This window comes from Micromonospora sp. WMMA2032 (assembly GCF_002688545.1).
Classification (GTDB): domain Bacteria; phylum Actinomycetota; class Actinomycetes; order Mycobacteriales; family Micromonosporaceae; genus Micromonospora; species Micromonospora sediminicola.
This window is the reverse complement of the sequence record NZ_CP024052.1, coordinates 5,502,415-5,526,306: the sequence shown is the minus strand read 5'-3', so window position 1 is coordinate 5,526,306 and position 23,892 is coordinate 5,502,415. Positions and strand designations below refer to the sequence as shown.

The window sequence follows — 23,892 nt, the reverse complement described above, 5'->3', positions numbered from 1 at the left end:
GCCCGGACCCCGCGGTCACGGTGTCCGCGGCGCGCCGGGTGGCACGAACGGCAGGCCCGGCGGGGGGCCGGACTCGATCAGCCGCCAGAGCGCGTCCGTGTCGAGGTGCTCCTCGACCAGGTCGCCGAGCAGGTCCAGCATCCGCTCCCGGGCGGCGGCGAACGAGGTGTCCGGCGCGACCTTGAAGCCGGTCCGCCCGGCCGCCTCGGCCACCTCGGTGAGGAAGCGGCGGCGGAACGCGTCCGAGGAGAACGTGCCGTGCCAGTGGGTGCCGTAGACCGCGCCGAGCCGGGCGCCCTCGCCGGTGCCGTCGGCGTGGCGCAGCAGCGGCGGCAGACCCGGGTCGGCGGCCGAGACCCGCCCGTGGTGGATCTCGTAGCCGTGCACCGGCACGTCCCCGGCGGCGGTGCCGACCGCGCGGCGCACCGTCTTGCGCTCGTCGAAGGTGATCTCGACGGGGAGCAGCCCGAGGCCGGGGACGGTGCCCCGGCCGCTCTCCACCGGGTCGTGGACGACCCGGGCCAGCATCTGGAAGCCGCCGCAGATGCCGAGCAGCGGCCGGTTGGCGGCGGCGTGCGCCCGGACGGCGTCGGCCAGGCCGGTCTCGCGCAGCCAGGCCAGGTCGGCGACGGTGGACTTGGAGCCCGGGAGCACCACCAGGTCGGCGGCGGCCAGCTCGGCCGGCTCCACGGTCAGCCGGACCCGCACGCCCGGCTCGGTGGCGAGCGCCTCGACGTCGGTGGCGTTGCTGATCCGGGGCAGCCGGACCACCGCCACGTCGAGCCAGTCGGTGCCCCGCGGCGCCGCCGGCCGGCCGAGCACCCGCCCGTAGGCGAGCGAGTCCTCCGCGTCCAGCCACAGGTCGAGCGCCCAGGGCAGCACCCCGTACGTCGGACGGCCGGTGACCTGGCGCAGCATGTCGAGCCCGGGTCGGAGCAGCCCGAGGTCGCCCCGGAACTTGTTGATCACGAAGCCGGCGACCAGCGCCTGGTCGGCGGCGTCGAGCAGCGCGACCGTGCCGAACATCGACGCGAAGACCCCACCCCGGTCGATGTCGCCGACCACGACCGTGGGCAGGCCGGCCTGCCGGGCCAGGCCCAGGTTGACGTAGTCGCCCGTGCGCAGGTTGATCTCGGCCGGGCTGCCGGCGCCCTCGCAGATCACCACGTCGTACTCGGACCGCAGTTCGGCCAGCGCCGCGTACGCCGTGGCGGCGAGCCGGGGTCGCAGCGTGTGGAAGTTGCCGGCGGTGACCGTGTCGACCGCCTCGCCGAGCAGCACCACCTGGCTGGCGTGGTCGCTGCCGGGCTTGAGCAGCACCGGGTTGAAGCGCAGGTCGGGGGTGAGCCCGCAGGCGGCGGCCTGCATCGCCTGGGCCCGGCCCAGTTCGCCGCCCCGGCCGTCCGGGCCGACCACCACCGCCGAGTTGTTGGACATGTTCTGCGCCTTGAACGGGGCCACCCGGACGCCCCGGCGGCGCAGCCAGCGGCAGATGCCGGCGGTGACCACGCTCTTGCCGGCGTCCGAGGTGGTGCCGGCGACCAGCAGGCCGCCGCTCACCGCCCGCTCCCCCGCCGCCCGGCGCGCACGCCGCCGCCCACCGGGGCCGAGCCGGCGAGGACGCGACCGGCGGTGGACCGGCCGCCGGCGGCGCGCAGGAGCCCGCGCGCCGCGGCGCGGCCGGTGGCACCGGCCAGCCGGCCGACGGTCACCGGGTAGAGCGCGGCCAGGCCGAGCGCGGCCACCCCGACCGCGCCGGAGATGCGGGCGGCCCGCTTCAGGTGCCGCGCCTCCGGGCGGGGGCCGTCGCCGAGGAACGGCCGCGTCTCGGAGCGACCGAAGTAGACGTTGCGCCCACCGAGCCGGACGCCGAGCGCACCCGCCATGGCCGCCTCGCACTGGCCCGCGTTCGGGCTGGGATGGTCGGCCCGGTCCCGCCGCCAGACGTGCCAGGCGGCCGCGCGGTCGCCGTGCGCCACCGGGGCGACGGCCACCGTGAGCAGCCCGGTCAGGCGGGACGGCACGAGGTTGAGCAGGTCGTCCAGGCGGGCGGCCGGGGTGCCGAAGCGCGCGTAGCGGGGCGAGCGGTGGCCGACCATGGCGTCGAGCGTGTTCGCCGCCCGGTAGCCGAGCAGGCCGGGCAGCCCGGCGACCGCGCCCCACACCAGCGGCGCGACCACCGCGTCGGACGTGTTCTCGGCGACCGACTCGACGGTGGCCCGGGCCAGCTCGGGCTCGTCGAGGGCGGACGGGTCGCGGCCGCAGAGGTGACCGAGGCGGGCCCGCGCGGCGGGCAGGTCGGCCCGACGCAGCGCCCGCGCCATCACCCGGGACTCGTGCCGCAGCGTGCGCCCGCCCAGCACCGTCCAGGTGCCGGCGGCGACCAGCGCGGCCCGGGCGGCCGGATGCCGGCGGGTGGCCAGCGTGGCGGCGGCGCCGAGCAGCACCGGCGCGCCGACCGCGAGCGCGGTGAACGCGGCGCCGGCCGACCGGTCGGGGCGGTAGAGCCGGCGCTCCAGCGCGCCCGCAGACCGGCCGAAGCCGGCCACCGGATGCCACCGGCGCGGGTCGCCGAGCAGCGCGTCGAGCGCGTAGCCCGCCACCAGCCCGGTCGCGTTCGCCATGGCGGTCGCCTGCCGCACCCGTCACCACCTCCGGCCGGCCAGCCTAGCCGTACCGCGGGGTGGCCACGTCGTCGTCGCCACCCCGCGCCCCCGTTCGCACAGCCCGACGGTCAGGCGGGCACCGGCGTGCGCCGCCGTCCGCGACGACCCGGGGCGGCCCCGGCGCCGCCCGTGCCCGCGCCACCCGCTCTCCCGTCACCCGTCCCCGAGTCGCCCGGCTCGTCGCCGCCCGCGCGGTCGGTCTCCGGCAGGTCGACCTCGGCCAACTCGTCGTCCCCGGCCTCGACCGGCTCGTCGCCCTCGTCGGCCGACAACTCGTCGTGCTCCCCCGCGTCCAGGCCGGTGGGCCAGGCGTCCCCGTCGGGGACCGCGCCGCCGAACCGACCGTCCCCACCGCCCGGCCGGCTCTCGGCGCGGCCGAGCCCGCCGTGGGCGCCGCCCGCGCCGTCGAACCCGCCGGCCGCGTCGGGGCGGGCGTCGAACGGGTGGGGCTCGCCGGCCCGCTCGATCCGGCCGGCGAGCCCGACCCGCGCCGCCCCGAACTCCGGCGGCGGGAAGTCGTCGTCGAACGGCCGGTCGTCGAACGTGGCCGGGGCCTGCGCGTCGGGCACCGGCGCGGTCGCCTCGCCGTGCACCCGCTGCTCCGCCTCCGCGTCCTCGACCGAGCTGGTGGCGGCGCGGGGCTGGTTGCGCAGGAAGCGGGCCCGCCCCCGGGACAGGTCGTGCCCGACCGCGACCGCCTCCAGCTCGTAGAGCGTGCGGTGGGTGCCGGCCTCGTCGGTCCAGTCGCGGGTGTAGAGGCGGCCGGCGACGATCACCGGGTCGCCGACCGCCACCGACGCGGCCACCCCCTCGGCCAGCCGGCGCCAGCAGTTGACCCGCACGCGCAGGCTGTTGCCGTCCACCCAGCGGCCGCTGTCGCGGTCGAGCCGGCGGGCGGTCGAGGCCACCTTGAAGTTGGCCACCAGTGTCCCGCTCTGGGTGGTCCGGCGCCATTCCGGCGCGGTCAGCACGTTGCCGACGATCGTGACGTACGTATCGAACATCGCCCCTCCAGGGATCGGCTTGTCCGGCAGAGCGTGGCCGCTTCGCCCGGTCGGTTCGACCGCCGGCGCCCCGCCTGTGGACGACGGACCGCCTTGTGGACAACCCCCTGATCAAGGTCCCGGTCTGCTAGGACCACGGACCCTACGGTGCCGACCTGCGGCGACGCATGATCGGAATGTGACCGGCGGAGGGCGTTCCGGAATCACGCCGGCTGGGTAAGTACTTGATCAACCGAGAGAAAGGGAGCGCCGATGCTTCTCCGAGACGTCCGCGAGGCAGGGCGATGAGCGCCGTGGCGAACCCCGCGACCGTGGCCGAGTGCCTGCGGGTCGGTGCCGGGTTCTCCCAGGGCGACCGCAACTGGATCGCCGAGCAGTTCGCGACGCTGGACGCCCGGCTCGCCGGCTTCCACGCCGACGCCACCGAGCTGGAGGTGTCGGTCAAGGACCGTGAGGCCCGGGGCCAGAAGGTGACCCTGGAGTGCTGGGTCGCCGGCCGGCAGAAGATCGTCACCACCTCGACCGAGGAGGACCTGCACGCCGCGCTCAACGACGTCCGGGACGACCTGCGCCGCAAGCTGAACGACGCGAAGACCCGGCAGGAGCCGCGCAGCAACAAGCATCTGCGCGCGGTCGACCAGCCCGAGGACGTTCCGGTGCAGGCCACCGCGCGCGAGGACGCCGAGACCGCCTGAGCCCCGTACGCCCCCGCCCGCACGGTGCCGGCGGGCGGGGGCTACCGCCGGGTAGCGAGGCGGCGTACCGTCGCGGTCGTGGAACCGGACGTGCTGGGAGCGCCCTACGAGCGGCGGACGATCGACCTGGGCACCGACGACGAGGGCCCGGTGGTCGCCACCCTGGTCCGCCGGCGGGCCGACCGCCCGACCGGCCGCGCCGTGCTCTACGTGCACGGCTTCGTCGACTACTTCTTCCAGACCCACGTGGCCGACTTCTTCGCCGAGCGCGGGTGGGACTTCTACGCCCTCGACCTGCGCAAGTACGGCCGCAGCCTGCTCCCGCACCAGACCCCGAACTTCTGCCGCGACCTGGCCGACTACTTCCCCGAGCTGGACGCCGCGGCCGAGATCATCCGGGCCGAGGAGGGGCACGACACCCTGCTCGCCATGGGCCACTCCACCGGCGGCCTGATCATCTCGCTGTGGGCGGACGCCCGACGCGACGCCGGCCTGGTCGACGGCATCGTGCTCAACAGCCCCTTCTTCGACATCAACGCCCCCTGGGTGGTCCGCCGGCCCCTCGCGGCCGCCGTCTCCCGCCTGGGCCGTCGGGCGCCGCAGCGCATCCTGCCGTTCGGGCTGGGCACGGTGTACGGCGAGAGCCTGCACGCCGACCACCGGGGCGAGTGGCGCTACGACCTGGCCTGGAAGCCGCTCGCCGGGTTCCCGGTCCGGGCCGGCTGGATCAACGCGATCCGGGCCGGCCAGCGCCGGCTGCGGGCCGGTCTCGACATCCCGGTGCCGGTGCTGCTGGCGTGCTCCACCCGCAGTTTCCGGGGCGCGAAGTGGCACGACAACGCCACGCTCGCCGACGCGGTGCTCGACGTCGAGCACATGGTGCGCTGGGCGCCCCGCCTCGGACGGCACGTCACCCTGGCCCGCTTCGACGGCGGGTTGCACGACCTCACGCTGTCCAGTCCCGTCGTACGCGAGAAGGTCTTCGCGGAGGTCGGGCGCTGGGCGGAGGGCTTCCTCCGGGCCGGCCCGACCGAGCCGGAGTCCGCGCCGCCGGCCCCGCGCCGGCCGGCCGACGAGCCGGCCGGGGCGACCGCCGACGGCTGACCCGGTCAGCCGTCGACCACCTCGGCGAGCGCCGCCCGGATCCGGTCGAACGTCGCGACCGGGTGTCCGCCCCCGCCGGATGGCAGCAGCACGCCCAGGCAGCGCAGCGCCGGCCCGCCGTCCGGCCCGGCCTCGACCGCGAACACCGGCGCGCCCACGTACCCGGCGGGCAGCTCGCGGGTGACCCGCACCTCGTCGCCGTCCCGCGCGACCCGCTCGACCACCGCCTCCAGGGGCCGCGACCCGTCCTCCCCCACGCCCAGGGCCAGCACGAACGCCGAGGCGGGCGCCGCGCCGATCCGGGCGACCGCGTCGGCCGGCGCGGCCACCGCCTCGGTCACCTGCTGGGTACGCCAGCGCCAGCCCCGGTCGTCGGCGTAGCCGTGCAGCCCGCCGGTGGGCATCGCGGCCAGTCCCAGATCCGGCAGGTGCAGCCAGTGGTCGGCGAAGCCGGGCAGCTCGATCGGCTCCTCCGCCCCCTCGGCCGGGTCGGTGACGCTCGGCCGCAGCCCGATCTCCCCGTACGCGGAAGCGGTGACCGGGTCCGCGGTGAGCAGCCACTCGTGCGCGATCTCCCCGTCGTCGGTCGCGCCGACCAGCTCGCTGTAGAAGAAGGCGGTGCCGACCGTGCCGACCGCCGCGCCGGGTCCCGCCGACCCGGTGACGGGCAGGATGGCCCGCCCGAGCAGCTGGCACAGCTCGAAGACGATCTCGTTCTCGGTTTCCTGGTCGAGCAGCATCCGCCGAGGGTACGGACCGCGCCGTGGCCGCCGGCCCGGGACCCGCCGGAACCGGGATGCCGGGCGGGGCCCCGGCATGGGACGCTGGGCGACGACGTGGACGCGCCGACCCGTACCCCCGGGCGGGCCGGAGCCGGCGGTACCCTCTTGGCGCGACGATCGTCGGCGCGCGCCCGTAGCTCAGCGGATAGAGCAGGGGACTTCTAATCCCAAGGCCGCAGGTTCGAATCCTGCCGGGCGCACCCCCACCACCGCAGGTCAGCGGCTTTCCGCTCCCGGTCGGGAAGATCTCCACGGCCTCCGTACGGCCATTCGTGCAGCCGAGTCAGCCGACGAGGTGCTTCGCGGCTTCGTAGCCGAATTCCAGGCGACAGCGCCGGTCCTGTCCGCCACCCTGGCGACCATGAGAGCGGACGAAGCAGGGCTTCCCGAACAACCTGAGGTCGTCCTGATGTGCGGGGTGGCTGGCGCGGGAAAGACGACATTCGCCAACGGCCTCGAGGCCATGGGTTACGTCCGCCTGTCCGTCGATGAGGAGATCTGGCGTCGCTTCGGTCGCTATGGCATGGACTACGAGCCCGACCGGTACGAGATGCACACCGAAGTCGCGAGGCAGGCTGTGCGGGAGCGGTTGCTCTCACTCATCGCACAGCATCGCAACGTCGTCATCGACTCCAGCTTCTGGCAACGGTCACGTCGCCAGGCGTACAAGGAGCTGATCGAGCAGGCCGGGGCCCGTTGGCGCCTCGTCTACCTGAAGACCGACCCGGCGCTGCTACGGCAGCGTCTCCATGCGCGAGCTGAGCGCTTCGACGCCAACGCCGCGTTTCCGATCACCGACGAACTGCTGGACCGCTACCTCCAAAGCTTCGAGCCGCCGTTCGGCGAGGGGGAGGAAATTGTGGAGGTGGCCGCCGACTGACGAGCTGAAGGCCGTGTACGGCACGCGCAGCCGCGAGCAGGTGGGCTCCACAGTGTCACCGTCCGGGACAGGCTGGACGGGCTGACGACTGCCCGACGAGGAGATCCGCCTCAACCGCTCGGTACGGTTGTTGACCATGCAGCGGTTGGCGCTCTTCGATCTCGACAACACGCTCGTGGACCGTTCGGAGGCATTCCGGCGCTGGGCGGTCGAGTTCTGCGCCGATCGCGGACTTCCGGACGACGCATTGGCCTGGCTGATCGCTATGGATCAGGACGGGTCCGTGCCCCGCGACTGGTTCTTCGGCGAGGTGACGAAGCGTTTCGGCCTGGCAGCTTCGGTGGATGAGACATGGAGGCAGTACCGACGCCGGATACCGGAGCTGGTGAGCTGCCACCACGAGGTGCTGGCGTCGCTGACGCTACTGCGCGACGACGGCTGGACGGTCGCGATCGTGACCAACGGTCAGGCCGACAATCAGCTGGGGAAAATCAGGCGTACCGGGCTGGACCGATGCGTCGATGCCTGGGCAGTGTCCGGAGAGTTGGGCATCCGGAAGCCAGCACGCGAGATCTTCGAGGCGGCGGCCCGTGGGTGCGGCCTCGATCTGCGGGGCGGGGGCTGGGCAATCGGTGACAGCCCTGTACTTGATGTCGAGGGTGGCCGCGCGGCAGGGCTCGCCACCATCTGGGTCAGCCGAGGGAAGGAATGGCCGGCGGAACTCACCCCGCCCGACCGCACCGTCACGGGCGTAGTGGCCGCTGTCGAGGTACTGCGAGGCGTTGGCGTGCCCGACACGGCGGCCGACCGAGCGTGCGAGCGAGGGCGGTGAGACATGGGCAAGAAGAACCGATACCCGGGGCCCCGCGTGAACAGGCCCTACCGGACAGGGCCCGAGCAGGCGGACCGCTTGACGCTGCTCACCGAGTGGCGCAACTTCGTGCCCGAGCGCCCGGTCCTGGTCCGGGCCGGAGAGACGATCTGGGTCGAGGACTTCGGGCTACCTGAGCACCGCACGCCGCAGTATCACCTCGTGGTGAGGCGGAAGAACGGCCAGCTGGACGCCTACCCCGGCGATCTGTGCCGCTGAGGCGCGGCGACGGACGCCGGGGCGTACCGCGCGAAAGCCGACGGCGCTGGGGCCGAGACTCCCGGGCGCCGGCAGACACCCTGCGCGGGCGACGGCCCCCGTACAGCCGTTCGGATATGTTCTCCCGGTCGCCCGCCGGCGGCGGCACCACGTCCGACCGGAGGCTCCTGTGGGTGTTCTGTACGACTATTTCCGCGCTCCCGACGACGAGGCCGTCGCGAAGCTGATGGCCGCCACCGACGGCGGTCCCGTGGTGCGGGCGGGAAACTCCCCCGTCGCGGATGCCGTGGACGGCACGGCGATCGATCCAGCCGTCGTCCTCGGCAAGGTCGTCGCGTTCGCCCTCGACGTGCCGTGGTCCACCGACCTGGTCGGGGATCGGCTCGTCTGGCCGGAGGGCGTCGCGCAGGACCGCGAGTACGAGGGACCCTGGGTCGTCGTGCTGGGCGAACGCGCCCGGGACGCGCTCGCCGAGATCCCCGACGACCGCCTGCCGGGCCTGGCCGAGCGGTGGTCGCGCGTCGAGGAGCTGTCGTACTACAGCGACACGCGGCCGGAGGTCATGCTGTCGCGTCTGCGGGAGTTCGTCGGGCTGGCCCGGCGAGCGCGCGGGAACGGGGAGTACATCTACTGCTGGATCTGCCTCTGAGCCATGCCCGACGACTCCGGTCACGCCCAGGCGGTCGGTGCGGCACGGAGGTCCTGTTCGACCCGCGCGCGCACCGACTCCGGGTCGACGCCGAGTTCGCGCAGGATCGCGGCGGCCTCGCCGGCGTCGTCCTCGACCAACGCCAGCAGAAGGTGACTGGTGCCGGTGTCGGGGTGACGGTGGGCGAGGGACATCTCCATCGCCCGTGCCATCGCGGCGGTGACGTCGGCGCCGGTGAACGGGTCGCCGGGGCGCAGACTGCCCAGTTGCTCGGCGAGCGCCTCAGCGGGCGGCTCCTCGGGAGCGCCACGTCGCGAGGCCAGGTCGCGCACGCGGTCGGCGTCGACGCCGTGGGCACGGAGGACGGCCGCGCCCTGGTTACGGCTGGCGTGTTCGGCGGTCAGCGGGATCCGGGCCGCGGCGAGCGTGTCGTCGTGGGTGAGAACTGCGAGCAGCATGTGCGGCGGCCCGATCACGCCGTGGCCCAGCCGGACCGCCTGTCGCCTCGCCTCGACGTCGACTCCGGCCAGGACGGGTCCGAGGCGGCTCAGTCGGGACATGCGGGCGAACAACCTTCCCGCGAGTCGGGCGCCCAGCGACCCGGCACCCGGCGACACCGCGAGCCTCTCCACGTCGAGGTCCGGATGGGGGTCGTCGGCCCGGCGCATGGCCGGGTCGGCGCGCAACCGGTCGACGGCCTCGGTGCGGGCGTGTTCGTACGGAAAGACGTAGCGGGTTCCGTCGCAGGTGGGCAGTTCCAGGATGCCGAGCACGAGGTGGGACAGGTTGGCGAACGGGGTCCGGCCGTCGCGCGCCGCCCGCAGGGCGCCGGTCAACGCGCCCCGGGCACCGTTGGTCCAGGTCGGACGGTGCCGCGGAGCCGTCGGGTCGGCCCTGCCGCGCCTGTTCGGACGGCGGTGGACGCTCCACTCGACCTCGCGCAGCGCGGCCCGCACCTCGGCGTCGAACTCGCCGACGGGCTGCGTCACCAGCTCGCCGACGGACCGCCCGGCCGGGAGGCGGCGCGGGTCGGCGACGATCCGCATGAGGTTGGCGCCGTTGGCGCCCGCGAACAGCCACGGCGGGACCGACCTCTGGTACGGGGCCACGCGGCACAGCAGGTCGAGGGTGCCGACGCTGCTCGAACCGTTGCGCACCGCCACCGCGTAGGCCTGCCGCATGACCGTCATGGGCCGGTCCCCGAACGCGACGAACGGTCGCTGTTCCTCGTACGGCGGCATCGGTCCTCCCCGTTCGGACGAAGTCGCGCTCGTCAAACGGTAGGCGGCGCGTGTCGACGACGCCACCGCCGTTCGTCCGATCAGGATCGGGCGTCCTCGGCCTAACCTCTGCGGTATGCGCAAGCGGCTACGGATCGCGCTCGGTGTCGCGCTGGCCGGCGCGTTGGTGGCGCCGGCCACCGTCCTCGGCGTCCACCTCGCCCACCCCAGGGACGAGGACGGTTACCTCGCCTATCTCCAGCGGTACGGCGATCCGGGGAGCGACAACCCCGTACCGGTGCTGCCGCCCGCCGCCGATCTGGTCGCCGAGGGCGAGACGGCGTGCGACTGGATGCGCGACCAGCCGTACGCCCTGTGGCGAACGGATGCTCGGTACCACTTTCAGGCTGTCTACCAGCGCTACGAGCAGCACGTCGGAGATCGCTCGCCACGGTGGGGCTCCGCGCTGCCCGAGATGAGCTCGGTGACGTCGGGTGCCTGGGCCTACCTGTGTCCAGCCGAGTGGGAGCTGCGGCAACCTCGACGCCGTCCCTTCGCCCCACCGCCGGACTGACACCTTCGGGGCGGCCGACGGGAAGCAGTCTCGACGGGCGGCCTCATTGGCACCGTCGGTACTCGGACCTGAAGTGCGCCCGCAACGCGTCGTAGCTGACCCGACCGTGTTGGGTCTCGAACGACATCTCGGTGACGGGCGTGCCGGCCGGATACGCGATCATCTCCTCCGGCAGTTCGAGCGCATCGGAGTACGTCCGGCCGTCGGTCGTCACGATCGTCACCGACAACCGCCTGTCGAACCGGGCCGGCGGCGCCTGCCGGACGTTGCCGAACCCCGCGCCGAGGACGATCAGGCCGGAGCGTGTGTCTTCGTCGGTCGGTTTCCAGGCCTCCCAGAGCAGCACGAAGTCACCGCCCTTGTCCTTGTCGGGCAGCCGGTGGAACTCCACCCCGTCGACCGTGTCCCCGGGGCAGATCGGCGCGTGGACGACGGTTCGGTCGCCGATGCGCGCGAAGCCCAGGTCGTAGTCGGGGCGCGGCGGGTGCAGACAGGCACCGCAGAGCAGAACAAGCCCGAGCGACAGTACGGCGAGGAGTGTGGCTCGACGACGAACTCGGATCGGCATTCGGGTCTGCCCGTCCCCTCGGATGTCGGTGACCATGTCGCGGAGTGTGCGCCAGCGTCAGGCGGGGGGCGGGTCGGTGCGGAGTCGGCTGTAGAGCAGGCCGTCGCACCAGCGGCCGTCCCGGAACTCGCACGCCCGCACCACGCCCTCCAACCGGAAGCCGGCCCGCACCAGCGCCCGCTGCTCGGCCGTGTTCTCCGGGTGGGTGCCGGCCTGGATCCGCTGCACCGGCGTGTGCGTGAACAGGTAGTCGCAGAGCATCGCCTGCGCCCGCGCACCGATCCCCCGGCCCCGCCACTCGGGCAGCAACGCGATGCCGATCTCCCAGCACCAGGTGGGGCCGCCGAAGTCGCGCCGGCCCCAGCCGACGAAGCCGGCCGCCGTCCGCTCGTCGGTCACCTCGACCATCAGCCGGCTGTTCTCCGTGCCCAGCCAGCCGTCGAGGGCGAAGCGCCGGGCCGGGGCCTGCGGGTCGGTGAAGCCGGCCCAGTCCAGGCCGATCAGGCCGGGTTCGGTGGCGAACCGGCGGAACATCGCCAGATCCTCCTCGGCGACCGGCCGCAGCCGCACCGCCGGTACGCCGTCGGCCCTGCTCGTCCCGGTCACGCGCCGACCATAGCGGCCGGAAGTGTCGCCCGCCGCCCGTAGGCTCCCCGCATGGTGACCGAGACCGATCTCCGCCTGCCCGACGGCCGCACCCTGCACGTCTACGACACGGGCGGGGCGGACCGGCTGCCGGTGTTCTGGCACCACGGCACGCCGAACGTCGGCGCCCCGCCCGCGCCGCTGTTCGCCGCCGCCGACCGCCTCGGCCTGCGCTGGGTGTCGCACGACCGCCCCGGCTACGGCGGGTCGACCCCGCTGCCCGACCGCGACGTCGCCTCGGTGGCGGGCGACGTGGCCGCGGTGGCCGACGCGCTGGGTCTCGACCGGTTCGCGACGATGGGCCACTCCGGCGGCGGCCCGCACGCCCTGGCCTGCGGCGCGTTGCTGGCCGACCGGGTGGTCGCGGTGGTGGTCGGCGCCGGGCTCGCGCCCTACGGCGCGGCCGGGCTGGACTGGTTCGCCGGCATGGTGCCGTCCGGGGTGGCGGCACTGCGCGCCGCCGCTGCCGGGCGGGCGGCCAAGGAGGCGCACGAGGCGTCCGACGTCGAGTACGACCCGGAGTTCACCGAGGCCGACCTGGCCGCGCTGCACGCCGAGTGGTCCTGGTTCGACAGTGTGGTCGGCCCGGCGGTGGCGGCCGGCCCCGACGGGTCGATCGCCGACGACCTGGCATATGTGCGGCCGTGGGGCTTCGACCCGGCCGCCGTCACCGCGCCGGTGCTGCTGGTGCACGGCGAGCGGGACGGCATCGCGCCGGTGGCGCACGCGCGGTGGCTGGCCGACCGTTGCCCCGCCGCCGAGCTGCGCACCTTCCCCGAGGACGGGCACATCTCCGTGCTGCGGCACGCCGAGCCGGCGCTGGAGTGGCTCAGTCGCAGATCCGCCAGTCCCCGTCTTCCTTGACCAGCGGGAGGACCTGGGTGATGGCGACACCCTCGCGCGGGGTGAAGCGGACGTTCGCCGAGCCGCGTACCCGGCCGTTGTTGTTCGTGACGTTCAACCCGACGATCTCGTAACCGGTCAGCTCCGGCTGGGCGGACTGCTGCCGGACGAAGTCCGCCTCGCCGAGCCGGTCGCGCACGTCGGCGCAGAACAGCTCGTAGGCGGCCGGATAGTCGCGGGCGACGACCGCGCCGGCGAAGGTGTCCACTGTGGCGCGGGCCGGACCGGTGGCGTCCTGCACCACCCGGTAGAGGACGAAGCCACCCACGACGCCGCCCGAGCAGCAGAGGGCGAGCACCACACCCAGCACGATGAACAGCGTCCGCTTGGACTTCTTCGGTGGCACCATGGCCGGCTCGTACGCCATGCCGGCAGGGTAGGGAGCCCGGTCAACCGGTAAACCGGATGCCGGTCCTCCGCTTCTCGGCGACCATCGACGGATGCCCGCACACCGTCCACCCGAGCCGGACATCCGCACCTACTACACCGACGTCTTCGTCGAGGCGGACCGCCTCGACCGGTCGCCGCAGGGGCGGCTGGAGGGCCGGCGCACCCGCGACCTGCTGGCCCGGCTGCTGCCCGCCCCGCCCGCCGACGTGCTGGACATCGGCGGCGGCCCGGGGGCCTACGCGGGCCCGCTCGCCGCCGCCGGTCACCGGGTGCACCTGGTCGACCTGGTGCCCGCGCACGTGGCCGCCGCGCGGGCCGCGTATCCGCTGGTCACGGCCACGGTCGGGGACGCCCGGGCGGTGCCGCTGCCGGACGCGGTGGCCGACGCGACGCTGCTGCTGGGCCCGCTCTACCACCTGCCCGACCGGGCGGACCGGGTGGCGGCGCTGCGCGAGGCGGCCCGGCTGACCCGGCCGGGTGGGCCGGTGGTGGCGGCCGTGATCAGCCGCAACGCGGCCCTGATCGACCTGACCGCGCGGGGCCTGGTGGACGAGGAGAACCGCTGGCTGCTGCGGGAGGAGTACGCGACCGGGGTGAACGACCCGCGCACGGGCTTCACCACCGCGTACTTCCATCGGCCGGACGAGCTGGTCGGCGAGTTCACCGCGGCCGGGTTGCCCGACCCGACCGTGTACGGGGTGGAGGGTCCGCTCTGGCCGCTGCTGAACGCGCTCGACACCGCCCCGTCCGAGCGGTTGTTCGAGGACGCGGTGGCCTGCGCCGAGACGTTCGAACGGGACTGGTCGGTGCTCGGGGCCAGCGCGCACCTGCTCGCGGTCGCACGCGCCTGATCCGGGGGTACGGCAGCGACGCACCGCGTACCGAGGGTGACCAATTCCGAAAAGGTATGTTATTCTCCGGCGTCAATCTATGCCGTGCGGACCCGGCCGGGTCGCTGCCGGAAGGACACCTCCCCGATGCCGGTCGCTGCCGCCACGCCCCTGTCCCGGTCGCCTCTGGACCGTCCGGCGGGCGGCGCGTTCACCCTGATCTTCACCACGCTGCCCGCGTTGCTGCGACTCACCTGCGGCCTGGTCGGCGCGGTCGTCGCGCTGTCCGTGCGGACGCCGCCGGTGCGGGTGGCGCTGCTGCTGCCCGCCGTCGCGCTGCTCACCGCCTGGTCCGGCTGGTACGCCTTCCGCGCGCTGCGGCACGGCATCGGCGGCGCGCTGGTCGCCGGTGACGTGGCGCTGACCACCGCCGCCGTGCTCGCCCTGCCCTGGCTGGTCGCCCCGGAGGTGCTCCCGGGCGAGGCGAGCTGGGTCGCGGTGCTGGCCAGCACCACGGTCATCAACGCGCAGGCCACCGCCCCGGCCCGCTGGTCGGTGCCGGCCGGCCTGCTGGTGACCGCCGCCTACGCCACCGGGGCCACGGTGGCCGGGAACCCGGTCGAGGCGCGGGCGCACACCGGCACGCTGCTGGTGCAGACCGGCTGCACTGCGGTGATGACGGCGGTGATGCGCCGGCGGATCGGGCGGGCCGACGCGGCGTTCGCGGACTACCAGCGCCTCTCCCACGAGGCGGTGGTGGCCCGTGCCGCGCGCGAGGCCGAACGGCGGCACCACCGGGACCTGCACGACACCGTCCTGGGGACGCTCACCATGGTCGGGCTCGGCGCGGTTCCCGGCAGCTCGGCGGCGTTGCGCGAGCGGTGCGCGGCGGACCTGCGTACCCTCACCGCGCTGGCCGGCGCGCGGACCGCGACCGGCGACGTGGACCTGGACGAGCGGCTCCGCGCGGTGGTGGCCGGGTTGCCCGAGCTGTCCGTGGCCGCGACGCTGGCGCCGTGCCGGGTGCCGGCCGAGGTCGCCGCGGCGCTCGCGGACAGCGCCGCCGCCGCGTTGGCCAACGTCGCGCGGCACGCGCCCGGCGCGACCACCACGCTGCGCCTGGCCCGCGAGGGGCGCGCCGTCGTGGTCGAGGTGGTCGACGACGGTCCCGGCTTCGACCCGACCACCGTCCCGGCGCACCGGTACGGGCTGCGCGAGTCGATCCACGGTCGGATGGCCACCGTGGACGGCCGGGCGGTCGTGACCTCCGCCCCTGGCGCCGGCACCGGAGTCCGGTTGGAGTGGTCGAATGGCGACTGAGGCGGGTACGGCGGTGACCACCGGCGCCGCGCCGCGTACCCTGCCCCGGCCCCGGCTGGCGGCGCGCTCCGGGACCGCCTCCGCCCCGCCGGAGGCGCACGCGGTGGCGGACGCGTCGGACCGGGGCGCCCGGGTCGTCGCGGTCGTCATCGCGCTCGCCTGGCATCTGGCGATCGGGCTGCCGGCGGTGCTGGCGGCCGGTCCCGGGATGGCCGCCCCGGCGGTGGTGGCCGCCGGTTGGCTGGTGACCGCGTTGGTCGGCGTCGCGACCGGCGTACGCCTGCTGCGTGGCGGCCTGCCCCCGGCCGGGCGACTGGCCGCGGTGCTGCTGGTGGTCGACGCGGCGGTGTTCGCGGCGGCCGGCGGGCGGTTCCTGTTCACCTCCGCCAACTGGGTGTGGGGCGGCCTGGCGTGGTTCTTCCTGCTGGTGCTCTGGCGGCGGCCGGTGCGCTGGCTGCTCGCGCTGCTCGCCGCGCACGCGACGATCGCGCTGGCCGCCGTCGTGCTCCACGGGGCGACCGCGCCGGCCGACCTGAGCCGCTACGCGATGTACGTCTACGGCACCTCCACCCTGCCGGTGGCGGTCTTCGCGGGCGCGGCGGCGCTGACCGCCCTGGTCCGGGACCGGGCCGGCACCGCCGCGGCGGTGCTGGCCGTGGCCGCGGAGCGCGAGGCCGCCGAGCGGGCCCGCGGCGAACGGCAGGAACGGCTCGCGCTGGTCAGCGGCACGGCCGAGGAGGTGCTGGCCGCCCTGGCCGCCGGGGACGCCGATCCGGCCGACCCGGCGGTACGCCGCCGCGCGGTGCTGGCCGCGGCCCGGCTGCGCCGGTTGATCGCCGAGTCGGACGACGTGCCCGACCCGCTGCTGCACGAGTTGCGCGCCGCCGCCGACCTGGCCGAGCGGAACGGCCTGCCGATCGAGCTGGTCGCGGTCGGCACCCCGCCGGCGCTGCCGGTCGAGGTGCGCCGGGGCCTGGCCGACCCGCTGACGGCGGCGCTCGCCGGCGCCCGAGGGTGGGCCCGGCTGACCGTGGTCGCCGGCCCGGACGAGGTGGTGGTCAGCCTGGTGACACCGGACCACGACGGCCCGGACGACGGCGTCGCCCCACCGGGCGGGGACGGGTCGGTGGAGCATCTGCACGAGCGGGACGGGGAGATCAGATGGACGCAGACCCGCTGGCGGCGGATGTGAACGCGGGACGGGCGATCGGGGTGGCGATCGTGGACGACCATCCCGTCGTCATCGACGGGGTGCGCGCCTGGCTGGCCACGGAGCCACGGCTGCGGGTACTGGCCACCGGGGACGACCCGGACGCGGTGCTGCGGGCGGCGCCGGACGCCGAGGTGGTGCTGCTCGACCTGCGCCTGCACGGGCGGATGGTGCTCGACAAGCTGGCCGAGTTGAGCGCGGCCGGGCGGCGGGTGGTGGTCTACTCCGAGCACACCGACCCGCAGACCATGCTGGCCGCGCTGGACGCGGGGGCGATCGCGTTCCTGGCCAAGCACGAGGGGCGCGAGCACTGCGTGGCCACGGTGCTCGCCGCGGCGAGCGACCGCCCGTACGTGCCGCCGGCGCTGGCCGGGGCGATGGTCGGCGACGCGCGCCCGGACCGTCCGTCCCTGTCGGACAAGGAGCGCGAGGCGCTGCTGCTGTGGTTCCAGTCGATGTCGAAGGCGTCGGTGGCCCGGCGGATGCAGATCAGCGAGCACACCGTGAAGCAGTACGTCGACCGGGCGCGCATCAAGTACACCCGGGCGGGGCGTCCGGCCGCCACCAAGGCGGCGCTCCTCGCCCGGGCGATCGAGGACGGCCTCGTCCGACCGGAAGATATCGGCATCTACCGGTCGCAGGCGTCGGCCGACCGGCCGACCCCCTAACGGCTGTCATGACAATCACCCCAGGAATCCGCGAGGCTCGTCAGTATCGCCAACCGTCACCGGGAGGTCGTACCGTGCCGGAGGACGCCGCACCCTTCTTCATCGGGCCACACCGGTTCGACGCCGACGACGACCCCACCCGTCCCGTGCTCGACCGGCGCTACGCGCTGGTGCCCGAGCCGGGCGAGCGGCTGCTCGGCCAGCACCGGCTGCCGGTCGCCGGTCACCTGCTCGGCCCGTCCGAGGACGTGCGCTGCTGGGCGATGCCCGCCCCGGCGTCCGTCACGGTGACCGACCGGCGGCTGGCGTACGTCTGCACCGGCTCGGAGCTGTCCCTGGTCTCCGGGCGGGACAGCCGGACGGACGCCCGGCACCGGCGTACCGTCCGGCTGTCCCGTCTGGTCAGCGGTCAGATCCGCTGGCAGTGGCCGTCCCGACTGGAGCTGGCCGAGGTCGGCGACGACACCGCGGAGCTGCGCGTGGTCTGCGACGCGCTGCGCACCATCCGGCAGCCGGCGCTCGCGCTCAGCGGCCCCGTCGACCTGGTCACCGCGCTGGCCCGGCAGGTACGCCGGTCGGTGGCCGGGTTCCGGCTGGCCCACCCGGACCTGGTGGACCTGTCCCCGCCGGAACGCGACGTCCTCGCCACCCGGGTGGCCGCGTCCCCCGGTCCGACGCTGGGCGCGGTGACGTTGCCGGGCTCGCTGCCGGTGGAGTTCCTGTCCCGGGACGACTACTACCGCCCGCTGGCGGTGGACACGCCCGCCTGGCCGGTGACCGACTTCCCGGTCCGCGACCAGCCCGGCTCCGCCTGCTGACGCCTCTCCCCGTCGACCGCCGTCCGGTCGTCCCCGCCCGCCCGTCCTGGGCGGTGGGGACGTGGACGCGGAGGGTCAGGAGGTGCTGCGGGAGCGGCGGTCCGACCGGTCCAGTTCGGCGGCCTGCTCCGGCGTGGGCGCGCTGCCGCCCAGATGCGCCGGCTGCCACCACGCGTCGTCCGGGCCGGCCGGCTGGTCCGGGTATTCCCGCTGGGCGCGGTCGACCAGCGCCGACAGGCGGGTACGCAGGTCGGCCGTCATGGCGTTGCCGTCCGGGTAGGCGGCCGGGTCCATCGGCTCCCCCACCAGGATGGTGATCGGGGTGTGCCGGCGGGTCAGCGTGCGCGGCCGGCCCTTGGTCCACAACCGCTGGGTGCCCCAGAGCGCGACCGGCAGCAGCGGCACGCCGGCCTCCTGCGCCATCCGGGCGGCGCCGTTCTTCAGGTCCTTCACGGTGAGGGAGCGGCTGATCGTCGCCTCCGGGAAGACGCCGACCACCTCGCCCCGGCGCAACGCGCCGACCGCGGCGGCGTAGGACCCGGCGCCGGCGGCGCGGTTGACCGGGATGTGCTTCATGCCGCGCATCAGCGGCCCGGAGATCCGGTGCCGGAAGACGCTGTCCTTGGCCATGAACCGGACCAGCCGGCGGGACTCGTGCGCGCCGTAGCCGCAGAAGATGAAGTCGAGGTAGCTCACGTGGTTGGACGCCAGCACGGCGCCACCGGTGCGCGGCACATGATCGCTGCCCTGCACGTCCAGGCGCAGGTCGAGGGCGCGGAACATCGTCTTGGCGGCGGTGATCACGGGCGGGTACACGAGCTCCGGCATCCGGCAACTTTACCCCGGGTAGGTTACGCGACCGTAGGGCCGCTCTGCCCTGCGCAGACCGGGGTGGTTTACCGGCCCGGCCACCGCCACGATGGCCTGATGACCGAACGCGGCGTGCTGCTCTGGATCCACGGCGGGGGCTGGCGGGCCCGGGACCACGAGGACGGTGCCGCGCTCACGTCGCTCGGGCTGCGGGTGGTGCCGGCGGGCTACCGCTTCTCGCACCAGGCCCACTGGCCGGCGCAGCTCGACGACGTCCGTGCCGCCGCGCGGGCGGCCCGGGCCTCGGCCGGTGACCTGCCGCTGCTGGTCGGCGGCGACTCGGCCGGTGGGATGCTCGCCCTCCAGGTCGCGTTGCGCGGGGTGGACCGGCCGGGCGACGTGGCGGGCGCGCTGGCGTACTGGGCTCCGGTGGACCCGCTCGACCCGGAGCAGCGGCGCCACCGTCCCCCCGGCGACGACCCGTGGACCGACCTGCTGGGCCACCCGCCGGCCGCCGGCGACCGTGCCACCACGGACGCGACCGTCGCCACCCACCTCGGCTCGGGCGTGCCGGTGCTGCTGGTGCAGGGGCGCGACGACGTGCCGGTGCCGGCCGCCCAGGCGGTCGGGCTGGCCGCCCGGCTGCTCGCCGCCGGCCACCCGACGCACCTCTGGCTCACCCACGGCGGCCACGCGCTCGACCTGGCCCGGCCCGACCTGCGCGCCGTCGCCGCCGCGTTCCTGGACAGCGTCCTGCCGGAGGTCCCGGCCGACTAGGTTCTACAGGCATGCCCGACCTCGCCGCGATCGTCATCCACTGCCGGGACCCCTACCTGCTCGCCCCGTTCTGGAGCGCGGTCAGCGGGCTGCCCGTGGTCGAGGCGGACCGGGCGAAGCTCGCCGAGCGTACGCTCGCCCCGAGCGAGGCGGTGCTCCTGCGCGACCCGCACGGGCGGCGGCCCGACCTGTGGATCAGTCCCGCCGCCGAGCTGCCCGCGCCCGGCCGGATCCACCTGGACCTGGTCGGCGACGCGGAGGAGCGGGCCGCCGTGCTGGAGGCCGGCGCGACGGTGGTGCGCGAGCTGCCCCGCTGGACCGTGCTGGCCGACCCGGAGGGCAACGAGTTCTGCCTGCTGCCCCCGAACGAGGCACACGCCGCCTCGCCGCCCGCCGGGCACTGACCGGCCGGCTCAGTCGCCCAGCTTGTGCAGGTCCAGCCGGCCGCGGGCGAACGCGTCCACCCGACCCCACCGGCCCGGGATGTCCAGCACCTCGATCCGGCCCATGCCCACCGGCAGCCGCGGGTCCACCGCCAGGTGCCCCTCGTGCGGCTCCAGCCCGAGCATCGTCCGGATCAGCAGCAGCGGCGCCCCGGTCGACCAGGCCTGCGGGCTGCACGCGGTCGGATACTCCACCGGGAACTTGGTCAGGTCCCGCTGGTAGCCGCCGAACGCCTCCGGCAACCGGCCGTCGAAGTAGGTGGCCGCGTCCAGGATGCCGTTGGCGACGGTGGCCGCCTCCTCGGCGAAGCCGTACCGGCGCAGGCCCCACGCCACGAACGAGTTGTCGAACGGCCAGATCGTGCCGTTGTGGTAGCCGATCGGGTTGTAGCGGACCTCGCCCTCGGCCAGCGTCCGCACGCCCCAACCCGACCAGAGCCGGGGCCCCACCAGGTGCTCGGCGAGCATCGGCGCCCGTTCGTCGTCGACGATCCCGCTCCACAGCAGGTGGCCGATGTTGGAGCTGAGCACGTCGCACTGGCGCCCCTCCGGGTCCAGGGCGAGCGCGTAGAAGCCGCCGTCCTCGACCCACCAGTCGCGGTTGAACCGCGCCTTCAGCTCCGCCGCCTCCCGCTCCAACTGGTCGGCGTACGCGGGGTCGCCCCAGAACTCCCGGGCCATCCGGGCGGCGCGCATCTTCGCGTCGTACGCGTAGCCCTGCACCTCGCAGGAGGCGCGCGGGAACGGCGGCAGCGTGCCGTCGGCGTACGAGATGGAGTCCCAGGAGTCCTTCCAGCACTGGTTCTCCAGGCCGGTGTCGGTGTTGCGCCGCTCGTACCAGATGTAGCCGTTGCCGATCAGGTCGGCGTAGTCGTCGATCCACTTCAGCGCGGCGCGGCACTCCCGTTCCAGCTCCCGGACCAGCGCGACGTCGCCGCTCCACTTCTCGTACTCGTCGAGCAGCACCACGAACAACGGGGTGGCGTCGACCGAGCCGTAGTAGGGCGAGTGCGGCTGCTCCTCGAACGCGGCGGTCTCGCCGTACCGCATCTCGTGCAGGATCCGGCCCGGGTCCTCGTCCCGGAAGTCGTCGAACCGGGTGCCCTGCAACGCGGCGAGGATGCGCAGCGTGGTCTTCGACATCTCCGGTGCGAACGGCAGCACCTGGAGGCAGGTGAGGATGCTGTCCCGGCCGAACATGGTCATGAACCAGGGCAGGCCGGCGGCGGGCAGCGTCTGCCCGCCGAGCGACAGCGGCGAGAAGCGCAGCGCCGCGAGGTCGACCAGGCTCCGCCGGTAGGTGGCCGCGACCCGTCCGTGCTCGCTGTTCACCTTCGGCGCCCGGTCGATCCACTCCTCCAGGTCGTGCTGGAGCGCGAGCCGCTCGGTGCCGTGCGCGCGCAGCCCCATCCGCAGGTCCCGACCGCCCGGACCGATGGCGAACGTCTGCACGTCGATGAGCACGTCCCACTGCTCGTTCGGCTCCAGGTGGATGCTCCAGGCGAAGCCCTTGCGGTCGTAGCGGGCCGGTTGGTTCGCCGAGACCACCGTCTCCCGCTTGAAGTTGCCGCGCCGGTAGCCCAGGCGCAGCCGGTCGGACTCCGCCTCGGAGTACAGCTCGCCCTTCTTGTTCAGGATCTCGTCCTTGACCTGGAACAGGTCGGCGAAGTCGGACCCGGCGTCCATCCGGATCTCCAGGTCGACCGGCTTCTCGTCGTGGTTGAGGATGGTCAGCGTCTCCCGGAAGCTGCCGCCCACCGCCCGTTCCCGGATGATCGACAGCTTCGCGTCGACGTAGTGCGTGGCCATTCCCGGCACCAGGAAGAACCGGGCCTCGTAGTACTGCAGGTCGTCGTAGGACAGCGCGTTGAGCCGCTCGCCGTTGACCGTCAGCACCCACTTGGAGAGGTAGCGGGTGTCGAGCGAGAAGAGGCCGGTCGGCTCGCTCGGCGTGGCCTCGATGTCACCGGTGTCCTCGGAGACCACGAACGTGTTGCCGTCCAGGATCCGGACGGTGTTGGTCCCGGGCATCAGGCGGCCCTCCTCTGGAACGTGTGGTGCGGCCCCCGGGAGTTCGGCGGACCGGGGAAGACCCGCTCGACCTGGAGCACCAGCCGCAGGTCACCGACGACGGTCATGTCGCCCCGCAGCAGCGCGGCGACGGCGTTCTCCTCGCCGCCGACCAGGTCGGCGAAGAGCCGGGGCTCGGTGCCGACCACGGTGTCCGCCTCCCCGTCCTCCTGCCGCACGCGCAGGTTGCCCCGGTCGATCTCCAGCAGCCAGTGCGTGGTCTGCGCACCCTCGTGCAGGTCGAACCGGAGCGTCCCGGACGTCTTGACCAGCAGGGGTTCGAACCCCCGCCGGTCCAGGTCCTCGAAGAATCTCGTGGTCATGTCCACCATCCGGCCGACTCCTCCCGCGCTCCCGGCCTCCTCCGTCCGAGCACGGGTCCCCGCCGGGCGGCGGGTCAACCTCGCCCGTTCCGGGTGAGGCGACCGTCGGCGTACGCGAGACGCCGGCCCCCGAACCGGGAGCCGGCGTCACCGCGTGGACCGGTCAGTTGTTGGGGTCGTCGGCGCTGATGTCCGCGAGCACCGACTGGGGTTCCCGCTCCACCGCCAGGTCACCCATCGAGATCAGGCCGACCAGCCGCCCGTCGTCGATCACCGGGAGCCGCCGGACCGCGTAGGTGCGCATCAGGTCGGCGGCGGCCACCGCGTCGTCGTACTGGCTCACCGTCACCACGTCCTTGCTGGTGATCTGGTTGAGCGTGGTGGAGCTGGGGTTCATGTCCTCGGCGACGCCCCGGACCGTGATGTCCCGGTCCGTGACGATGCCGATCACGTTGTCGCCGTCGGTCACCACCACGTCGCCGATGGCGCTGTCGCGCATCTCCTGCGCCGCGGCGGTGAGCGTGTCGTTGCCGTCCATCGTCACCAACCGGGTCGTCATGAACTCTCCGACCGTTGTCATGGTGCTCCCCTCTCGGTGTCGGCACCGCCGTCTACCCGCCGCCCGAGGCGGGGTAACGCGGGCCGCTTCACCGCCGGTGCCGCAGCCGCCGGAGCAGGTCGTAGGAGCCGTTGCTGGACAGCCCGTAGAAGAGCGGCAGCAGCAGGAGCACCACCAGCGCCACCGGCACGCTCACCCACCACCCCACCCCGCCGGCGATCGCGTACGCGGCGACGCCGAGCGCCGCCCGGATCCGTTCGGCCGCGAAGAACCGGGCGGTCACGCCCGCCTGCAGCAGCTCCCGGTGCCGGCTCAGGTAGTGGTAGAGCCAGAGCCAGGCCGCCGAGAGGACGACGCCGACGACCGCGTACGCGGCGACCGCGACCCGCTCGTCGAAGGTGTCACCCTTCTCCACCGCGCGGGAGACGAGCGCGGTGACGAAGGGCAGCAGCGCCACGCTGAACAGCACCCCGAGGTTGGCCCAGTGCAGGCCCCGGTCGGCGCAGCGGACCCGGTGGAACGTCCCCTTGTGGTTCAGCCAGTTCACGGCCACGTACAGGTAGGACGTGACGTAGGCGAGGTAGACCGGCCACTGGTCGAGCAGCGCGTGCAGCATCCCGCCCGGCGCCGACTCGGGCACGCGCAGGTCGAGCACCAGCAGGGTGATGACGATGGCGAAGACCGCGTCGCTGAAGCCGATCGCCCGGGCCGTGTCCGAGCGCAGCCCGGCCTCGATCTCGACCTCGTCGACGTCCCCCGGGTCCCGTCCGGCCGCCATGGTTCCTCCCGCCCGCCGGCGTGGTTCGCCGACGACCGGGCCCGCATACCCGCTGCGGGGGCGTCCGTGCGGTCACGGACGCCCCCGCAACGATTCGACGCTCCGGCGCCGAGCCG

28 protein-coding genes and 1 tRNA gene are annotated in these 23,892 nt (G+C 74.4%); 16 read left to right on the top strand and 13 right to left on the bottom strand.

Annotated features, from left to right (window positions below; translation table 11 throughout):
• Nucleotides 1-15: 15 nt before the first annotated feature.
• The 3 genes from CO540_RS25685 to ssb form a co-directional block, all read right to left on the bottom strand.
• Nucleotides 16-1,560 carry a cobyric acid synthase gene (locus tag CO540_RS25685; RefSeq protein ID WP_099163949.1) on the bottom strand — a complete coding sequence of 515 codons (1,545 nt, stop codon included), beginning with the start codon at nucleotides 1,558-1,560 and terminating at the stop codon, nucleotides 16-18.
• Nucleotides 1,557-2,642 carry a cobalamin biosynthesis protein gene (locus tag CO540_RS25680; RefSeq protein ID WP_371682244.1) on the bottom strand — a complete coding sequence of 362 codons (1,086 nt, stop codon included), beginning with the start codon at nucleotides 2,640-2,642 and terminating at the stop codon, nucleotides 1,557-1,559. Before CO540_RS25680 ends, CO540_RS25685 begins: the two co-directional genes overlap by 4 nt.
• Before the next feature lie 92 nt (nucleotides 2,643-2,734).
• Entirely contained in the window at nucleotides 2,735-3,670 is a 936-nt protein-coding gene (gene ssb / locus CO540_RS25675; protein ID WP_099163948.1) for a single-stranded DNA-binding protein, read from the bottom strand.
• A gap of 284 nt (nucleotides 3,671-3,954) precedes the next feature.
• Between ssb and CO540_RS25670 the strand changes: the two genes are divergently transcribed.
• Nucleotides 3,955-4,365 carry an HPF/RaiA family ribosome-associated protein gene (locus CO540_RS25670; RefSeq protein WP_099163947.1) on the top strand — a complete coding sequence of 137 codons (411 nt, stop codon included), beginning with the start codon at nucleotides 3,955-3,957 and terminating at the stop codon, nucleotides 4,363-4,365.
• Nucleotides 4,366-4,443: 78 nt separating this feature from the next.
• A complete protein-coding gene (locus tag CO540_RS25665) occupies nucleotides 4,444-5,469 on the top strand; it encodes an alpha/beta hydrolase (RefSeq protein WP_172967935.1) in 1,026 nt (341 codons plus the stop codon).
• A gap of 5 nt (nucleotides 5,470-5,474) precedes the next feature.
• Here the strand turns inward: CO540_RS25665 and CO540_RS25660 are convergent, their stop codons facing one another.
• Nucleotides 5,475-6,209, bottom strand: coding sequence for a hypothetical protein (locus tag CO540_RS25660; RefSeq protein ID WP_099163946.1), 735 nt, complete (start codon nucleotides 6,207-6,209; stop codon nucleotides 5,475-5,477).
• A 169-nt stretch (nucleotides 6,210-6,378) separates the two neighbouring features.
• On the opposite strand from CO540_RS25660, the gene CO540_RS25655 reads away from it, so the two are divergent.
• The 5 genes from CO540_RS25655 to CO540_RS25635 all read left to right on the top strand — a co-directional run bounded on the left by CO540_RS25655 (nucleotide 6,379) and on the right by CO540_RS25635 (nucleotide 8,870).
• Nucleotides 6,379-6,451 (top strand) — tRNA-Arg (locus CO540_RS25655).
• A gap of 161 nt (nucleotides 6,452-6,612) precedes the next feature.
• Nucleotides 6,613-7,131 (top strand): ATP-binding protein, encoded by a 519-nt coding sequence (locus CO540_RS25650; protein WP_157779178.1) that lies wholly within the window; start codon nucleotides 6,613-6,615, stop codon nucleotides 7,129-7,131.
• Nucleotides 7,132-7,267: 136 nt separating this feature from the next.
• Complete coding sequence (locus tag CO540_RS25645; protein WP_099164937.1) at nucleotides 7,268-7,963, top strand: HAD family hydrolase; 696 nt, start codon at nucleotides 7,268-7,270, stop codon at nucleotides 7,961-7,963.
• 3 nt (nucleotides 7,964-7,966) lie between these two features.
• Nucleotides 7,967-8,221, top strand: a complete 255-nt coding sequence (locus CO540_RS25640; protein WP_157779177.1) for a hypothetical protein — start codon at nucleotides 7,967-7,969, stop codon at nucleotides 8,219-8,221.
• Between the two features lie 169 nt (nucleotides 8,222-8,390).
• Complete coding sequence (locus CO540_RS25635) at nucleotides 8,391-8,870, top strand: hypothetical protein (protein WP_099163943.1); 480 nt, start codon at nucleotides 8,391-8,393, stop codon at nucleotides 8,868-8,870.
• 20 nt (nucleotides 8,871-8,890) lie between these two features.
• On the opposite strand, the gene CO540_RS25630 is transcribed toward CO540_RS25635, so the two are convergent.
• Nucleotides 8,891-10,111 carry a Clp protease N-terminal domain-containing protein gene (locus CO540_RS25630; protein WP_099163942.1) on the bottom strand — a complete coding sequence of 407 codons (1,221 nt, stop codon included), beginning with the start codon at nucleotides 10,109-10,111 and terminating at the stop codon, nucleotides 8,891-8,893.
• Nucleotides 10,112-10,226: 115 nt separating this feature from the next.
• Between CO540_RS25630 and CO540_RS25625 the strand changes: the two genes are divergently transcribed.
• Nucleotides 10,227-10,664, top strand: coding sequence for a hypothetical protein (locus tag CO540_RS25625; protein ID WP_099163941.1), 438 nt, complete (start codon nucleotides 10,227-10,229; stop codon nucleotides 10,662-10,664).
• A gap of 43 nt (nucleotides 10,665-10,707) precedes the next feature.
• Here CO540_RS25625 and CO540_RS25620 read toward each other — a convergent pair whose 3' ends face one another.
• Both CO540_RS25620 and CO540_RS25615 read right to left on the bottom strand, forming a co-directional pair.
• The gene (locus tag CO540_RS25620) at nucleotides 10,708-11,268 is read right to left on the bottom strand and encodes a hypothetical protein (protein WP_099163940.1); all 561 of its coding nucleotides are present in this window, start codon (nucleotides 11,266-11,268) and stop codon (nucleotides 10,708-10,710) included.
• A 21-nt stretch (nucleotides 11,269-11,289) separates the two neighbouring features.
• Nucleotides 11,290-11,766 carry a GNAT family N-acetyltransferase gene (locus CO540_RS25615; RefSeq protein WP_099164936.1) on the bottom strand — a complete coding sequence of 159 codons (477 nt, stop codon included), beginning with the start codon at nucleotides 11,764-11,766 and terminating at the stop codon, nucleotides 11,290-11,292.
• Nucleotides 11,767-11,889: 123 nt separating this feature from the next.
• Between CO540_RS25615 and CO540_RS25610 the strand changes: the two genes are divergently transcribed.
• Nucleotides 11,890-12,741 carry an alpha/beta fold hydrolase gene (locus tag CO540_RS25610; RefSeq protein WP_099163939.1) on the top strand — a complete coding sequence of 284 codons (852 nt, stop codon included), beginning with the start codon at nucleotides 11,890-11,892 and terminating at the stop codon, nucleotides 12,739-12,741.
• Here CO540_RS25610 and CO540_RS25605 read toward each other — a convergent pair.
• Entirely contained in the window at nucleotides 12,707-13,147 is a 441-nt protein-coding gene (locus tag CO540_RS25605; RefSeq protein WP_099163938.1) for a hypothetical protein, read from the bottom strand. The two genes, CO540_RS25610 and CO540_RS25605, sit on opposite strands and share 35 nt — an antisense overlap.
• A gap of 73 nt (nucleotides 13,148-13,220) precedes the next feature.
• On the opposite strand from CO540_RS25605, the gene CO540_RS25600 reads away from it, so the two are divergent.
• From CO540_RS25600 to CO540_RS25580, 5 genes are all read left to right on the top strand, one after another.
• Entirely contained in the window at nucleotides 13,221-14,021 is an 801-nt protein-coding gene (locus tag CO540_RS25600) for a class I SAM-dependent methyltransferase (protein ID WP_099163937.1), read from the top strand.
• A gap of 126 nt (nucleotides 14,022-14,147) precedes the next feature.
• Nucleotides 14,148-15,320, top strand: coding sequence for a sensor histidine kinase (locus CO540_RS25595; RefSeq protein ID WP_099164935.1), 1,173 nt, complete (start codon nucleotides 14,148-14,150; stop codon nucleotides 15,318-15,320).
• Nucleotides 15,310-16,512, top strand: a complete 1,203-nt coding sequence (locus tag CO540_RS25590) for a hypothetical protein (RefSeq protein WP_099163936.1) — start codon at nucleotides 15,310-15,312, stop codon at nucleotides 16,510-16,512. Before CO540_RS25595 ends, CO540_RS25590 begins: the two co-directional genes overlap by 11 nt.
• Nucleotides 16,482-17,198: a response regulator transcription factor gene (locus CO540_RS25585; RefSeq protein WP_099163935.1), complete on the top strand. Its 717-nt coding sequence runs from the start codon at nucleotides 16,482-16,484 to the stop codon at nucleotides 17,196-17,198. The genes CO540_RS25590 and CO540_RS25585 overlap by 31 nt, the downstream gene beginning before the upstream one ends.
• 74 nt (nucleotides 17,199-17,272) lie before the next feature.
• Nucleotides 17,273-18,016, top strand: coding sequence for a hypothetical protein (locus tag CO540_RS25580; RefSeq protein ID WP_099163934.1), 744 nt, complete (start codon nucleotides 17,273-17,275; stop codon nucleotides 18,014-18,016).
• Nucleotides 18,017-18,091: 75 nt separating this feature from the next.
• Here CO540_RS25580 and CO540_RS25575 read toward each other — a convergent pair whose 3' ends face one another.
• Nucleotides 18,092-18,844, bottom strand: a complete 753-nt coding sequence (locus tag CO540_RS25575) for a 1-acyl-sn-glycerol-3-phosphate acyltransferase (RefSeq protein ID WP_099163933.1) — start codon at nucleotides 18,842-18,844, stop codon at nucleotides 18,092-18,094.
• A 99-nt stretch (nucleotides 18,845-18,943) separates the two neighbouring features.
• On the opposite strand from CO540_RS25575, the gene CO540_RS25570 reads away from it, so the two are divergent.
• Nucleotides 18,944-19,603 (top strand): alpha/beta hydrolase, encoded by a 660-nt coding sequence (locus tag CO540_RS25570; RefSeq protein WP_099163932.1) that lies wholly within the window; start codon nucleotides 18,944-18,946, stop codon nucleotides 19,601-19,603.
• A gap of 11 nt (nucleotides 19,604-19,614) precedes the next feature.
• Nucleotides 19,615-20,007: a VOC family protein gene (locus tag CO540_RS25565; RefSeq protein WP_099163931.1), complete on the top strand. Its 393-nt coding sequence runs from the start codon at nucleotides 19,615-19,617 to the stop codon at nucleotides 20,005-20,007.
• Nucleotides 20,008-20,016: 9 nt separating this feature from the next.
• Here the strand turns inward: CO540_RS25565 and CO540_RS25560 are convergent, their stop codons facing one another.
• The 4 genes from CO540_RS25560 to CO540_RS25545 all read right to left on the bottom strand — a co-directional run bounded on the left by CO540_RS25560 (nucleotide 20,017) and on the right by CO540_RS25545 (nucleotide 23,776).
• Complete coding sequence (locus CO540_RS25560; protein ID WP_099163930.1) at nucleotides 20,017-22,077, bottom strand: glycogen debranching N-terminal domain-containing protein; 2,061 nt, start codon at nucleotides 22,075-22,077, stop codon at nucleotides 20,017-20,019.
• Nucleotides 22,077-22,448: an SCP2 sterol-binding domain-containing protein gene (locus CO540_RS25555; protein WP_099163929.1), complete on the bottom strand. Its 372-nt coding sequence runs from the start codon at nucleotides 22,446-22,448 to the stop codon at nucleotides 22,077-22,079. Before CO540_RS25555 ends, CO540_RS25560 begins: the two co-directional genes overlap by 1 nt.
• 154 nt (nucleotides 22,449-22,602) lie before the next feature.
• Nucleotides 22,603-23,019 carry a CBS domain-containing protein gene (locus tag CO540_RS25550; protein WP_091571557.1) on the bottom strand — a complete coding sequence of 139 codons (417 nt, stop codon included), beginning with the start codon at nucleotides 23,017-23,019 and terminating at the stop codon, nucleotides 22,603-22,605.
• A 67-nt stretch (nucleotides 23,020-23,086) separates the two neighbouring features.
• Nucleotides 23,087-23,776, bottom strand: coding sequence for a TMEM175 family protein (locus tag CO540_RS25545; RefSeq protein WP_099163928.1), 690 nt, complete (start codon nucleotides 23,774-23,776; stop codon nucleotides 23,087-23,089).
• Nucleotides 23,777-23,892 lie beyond the last annotated feature (116 nt).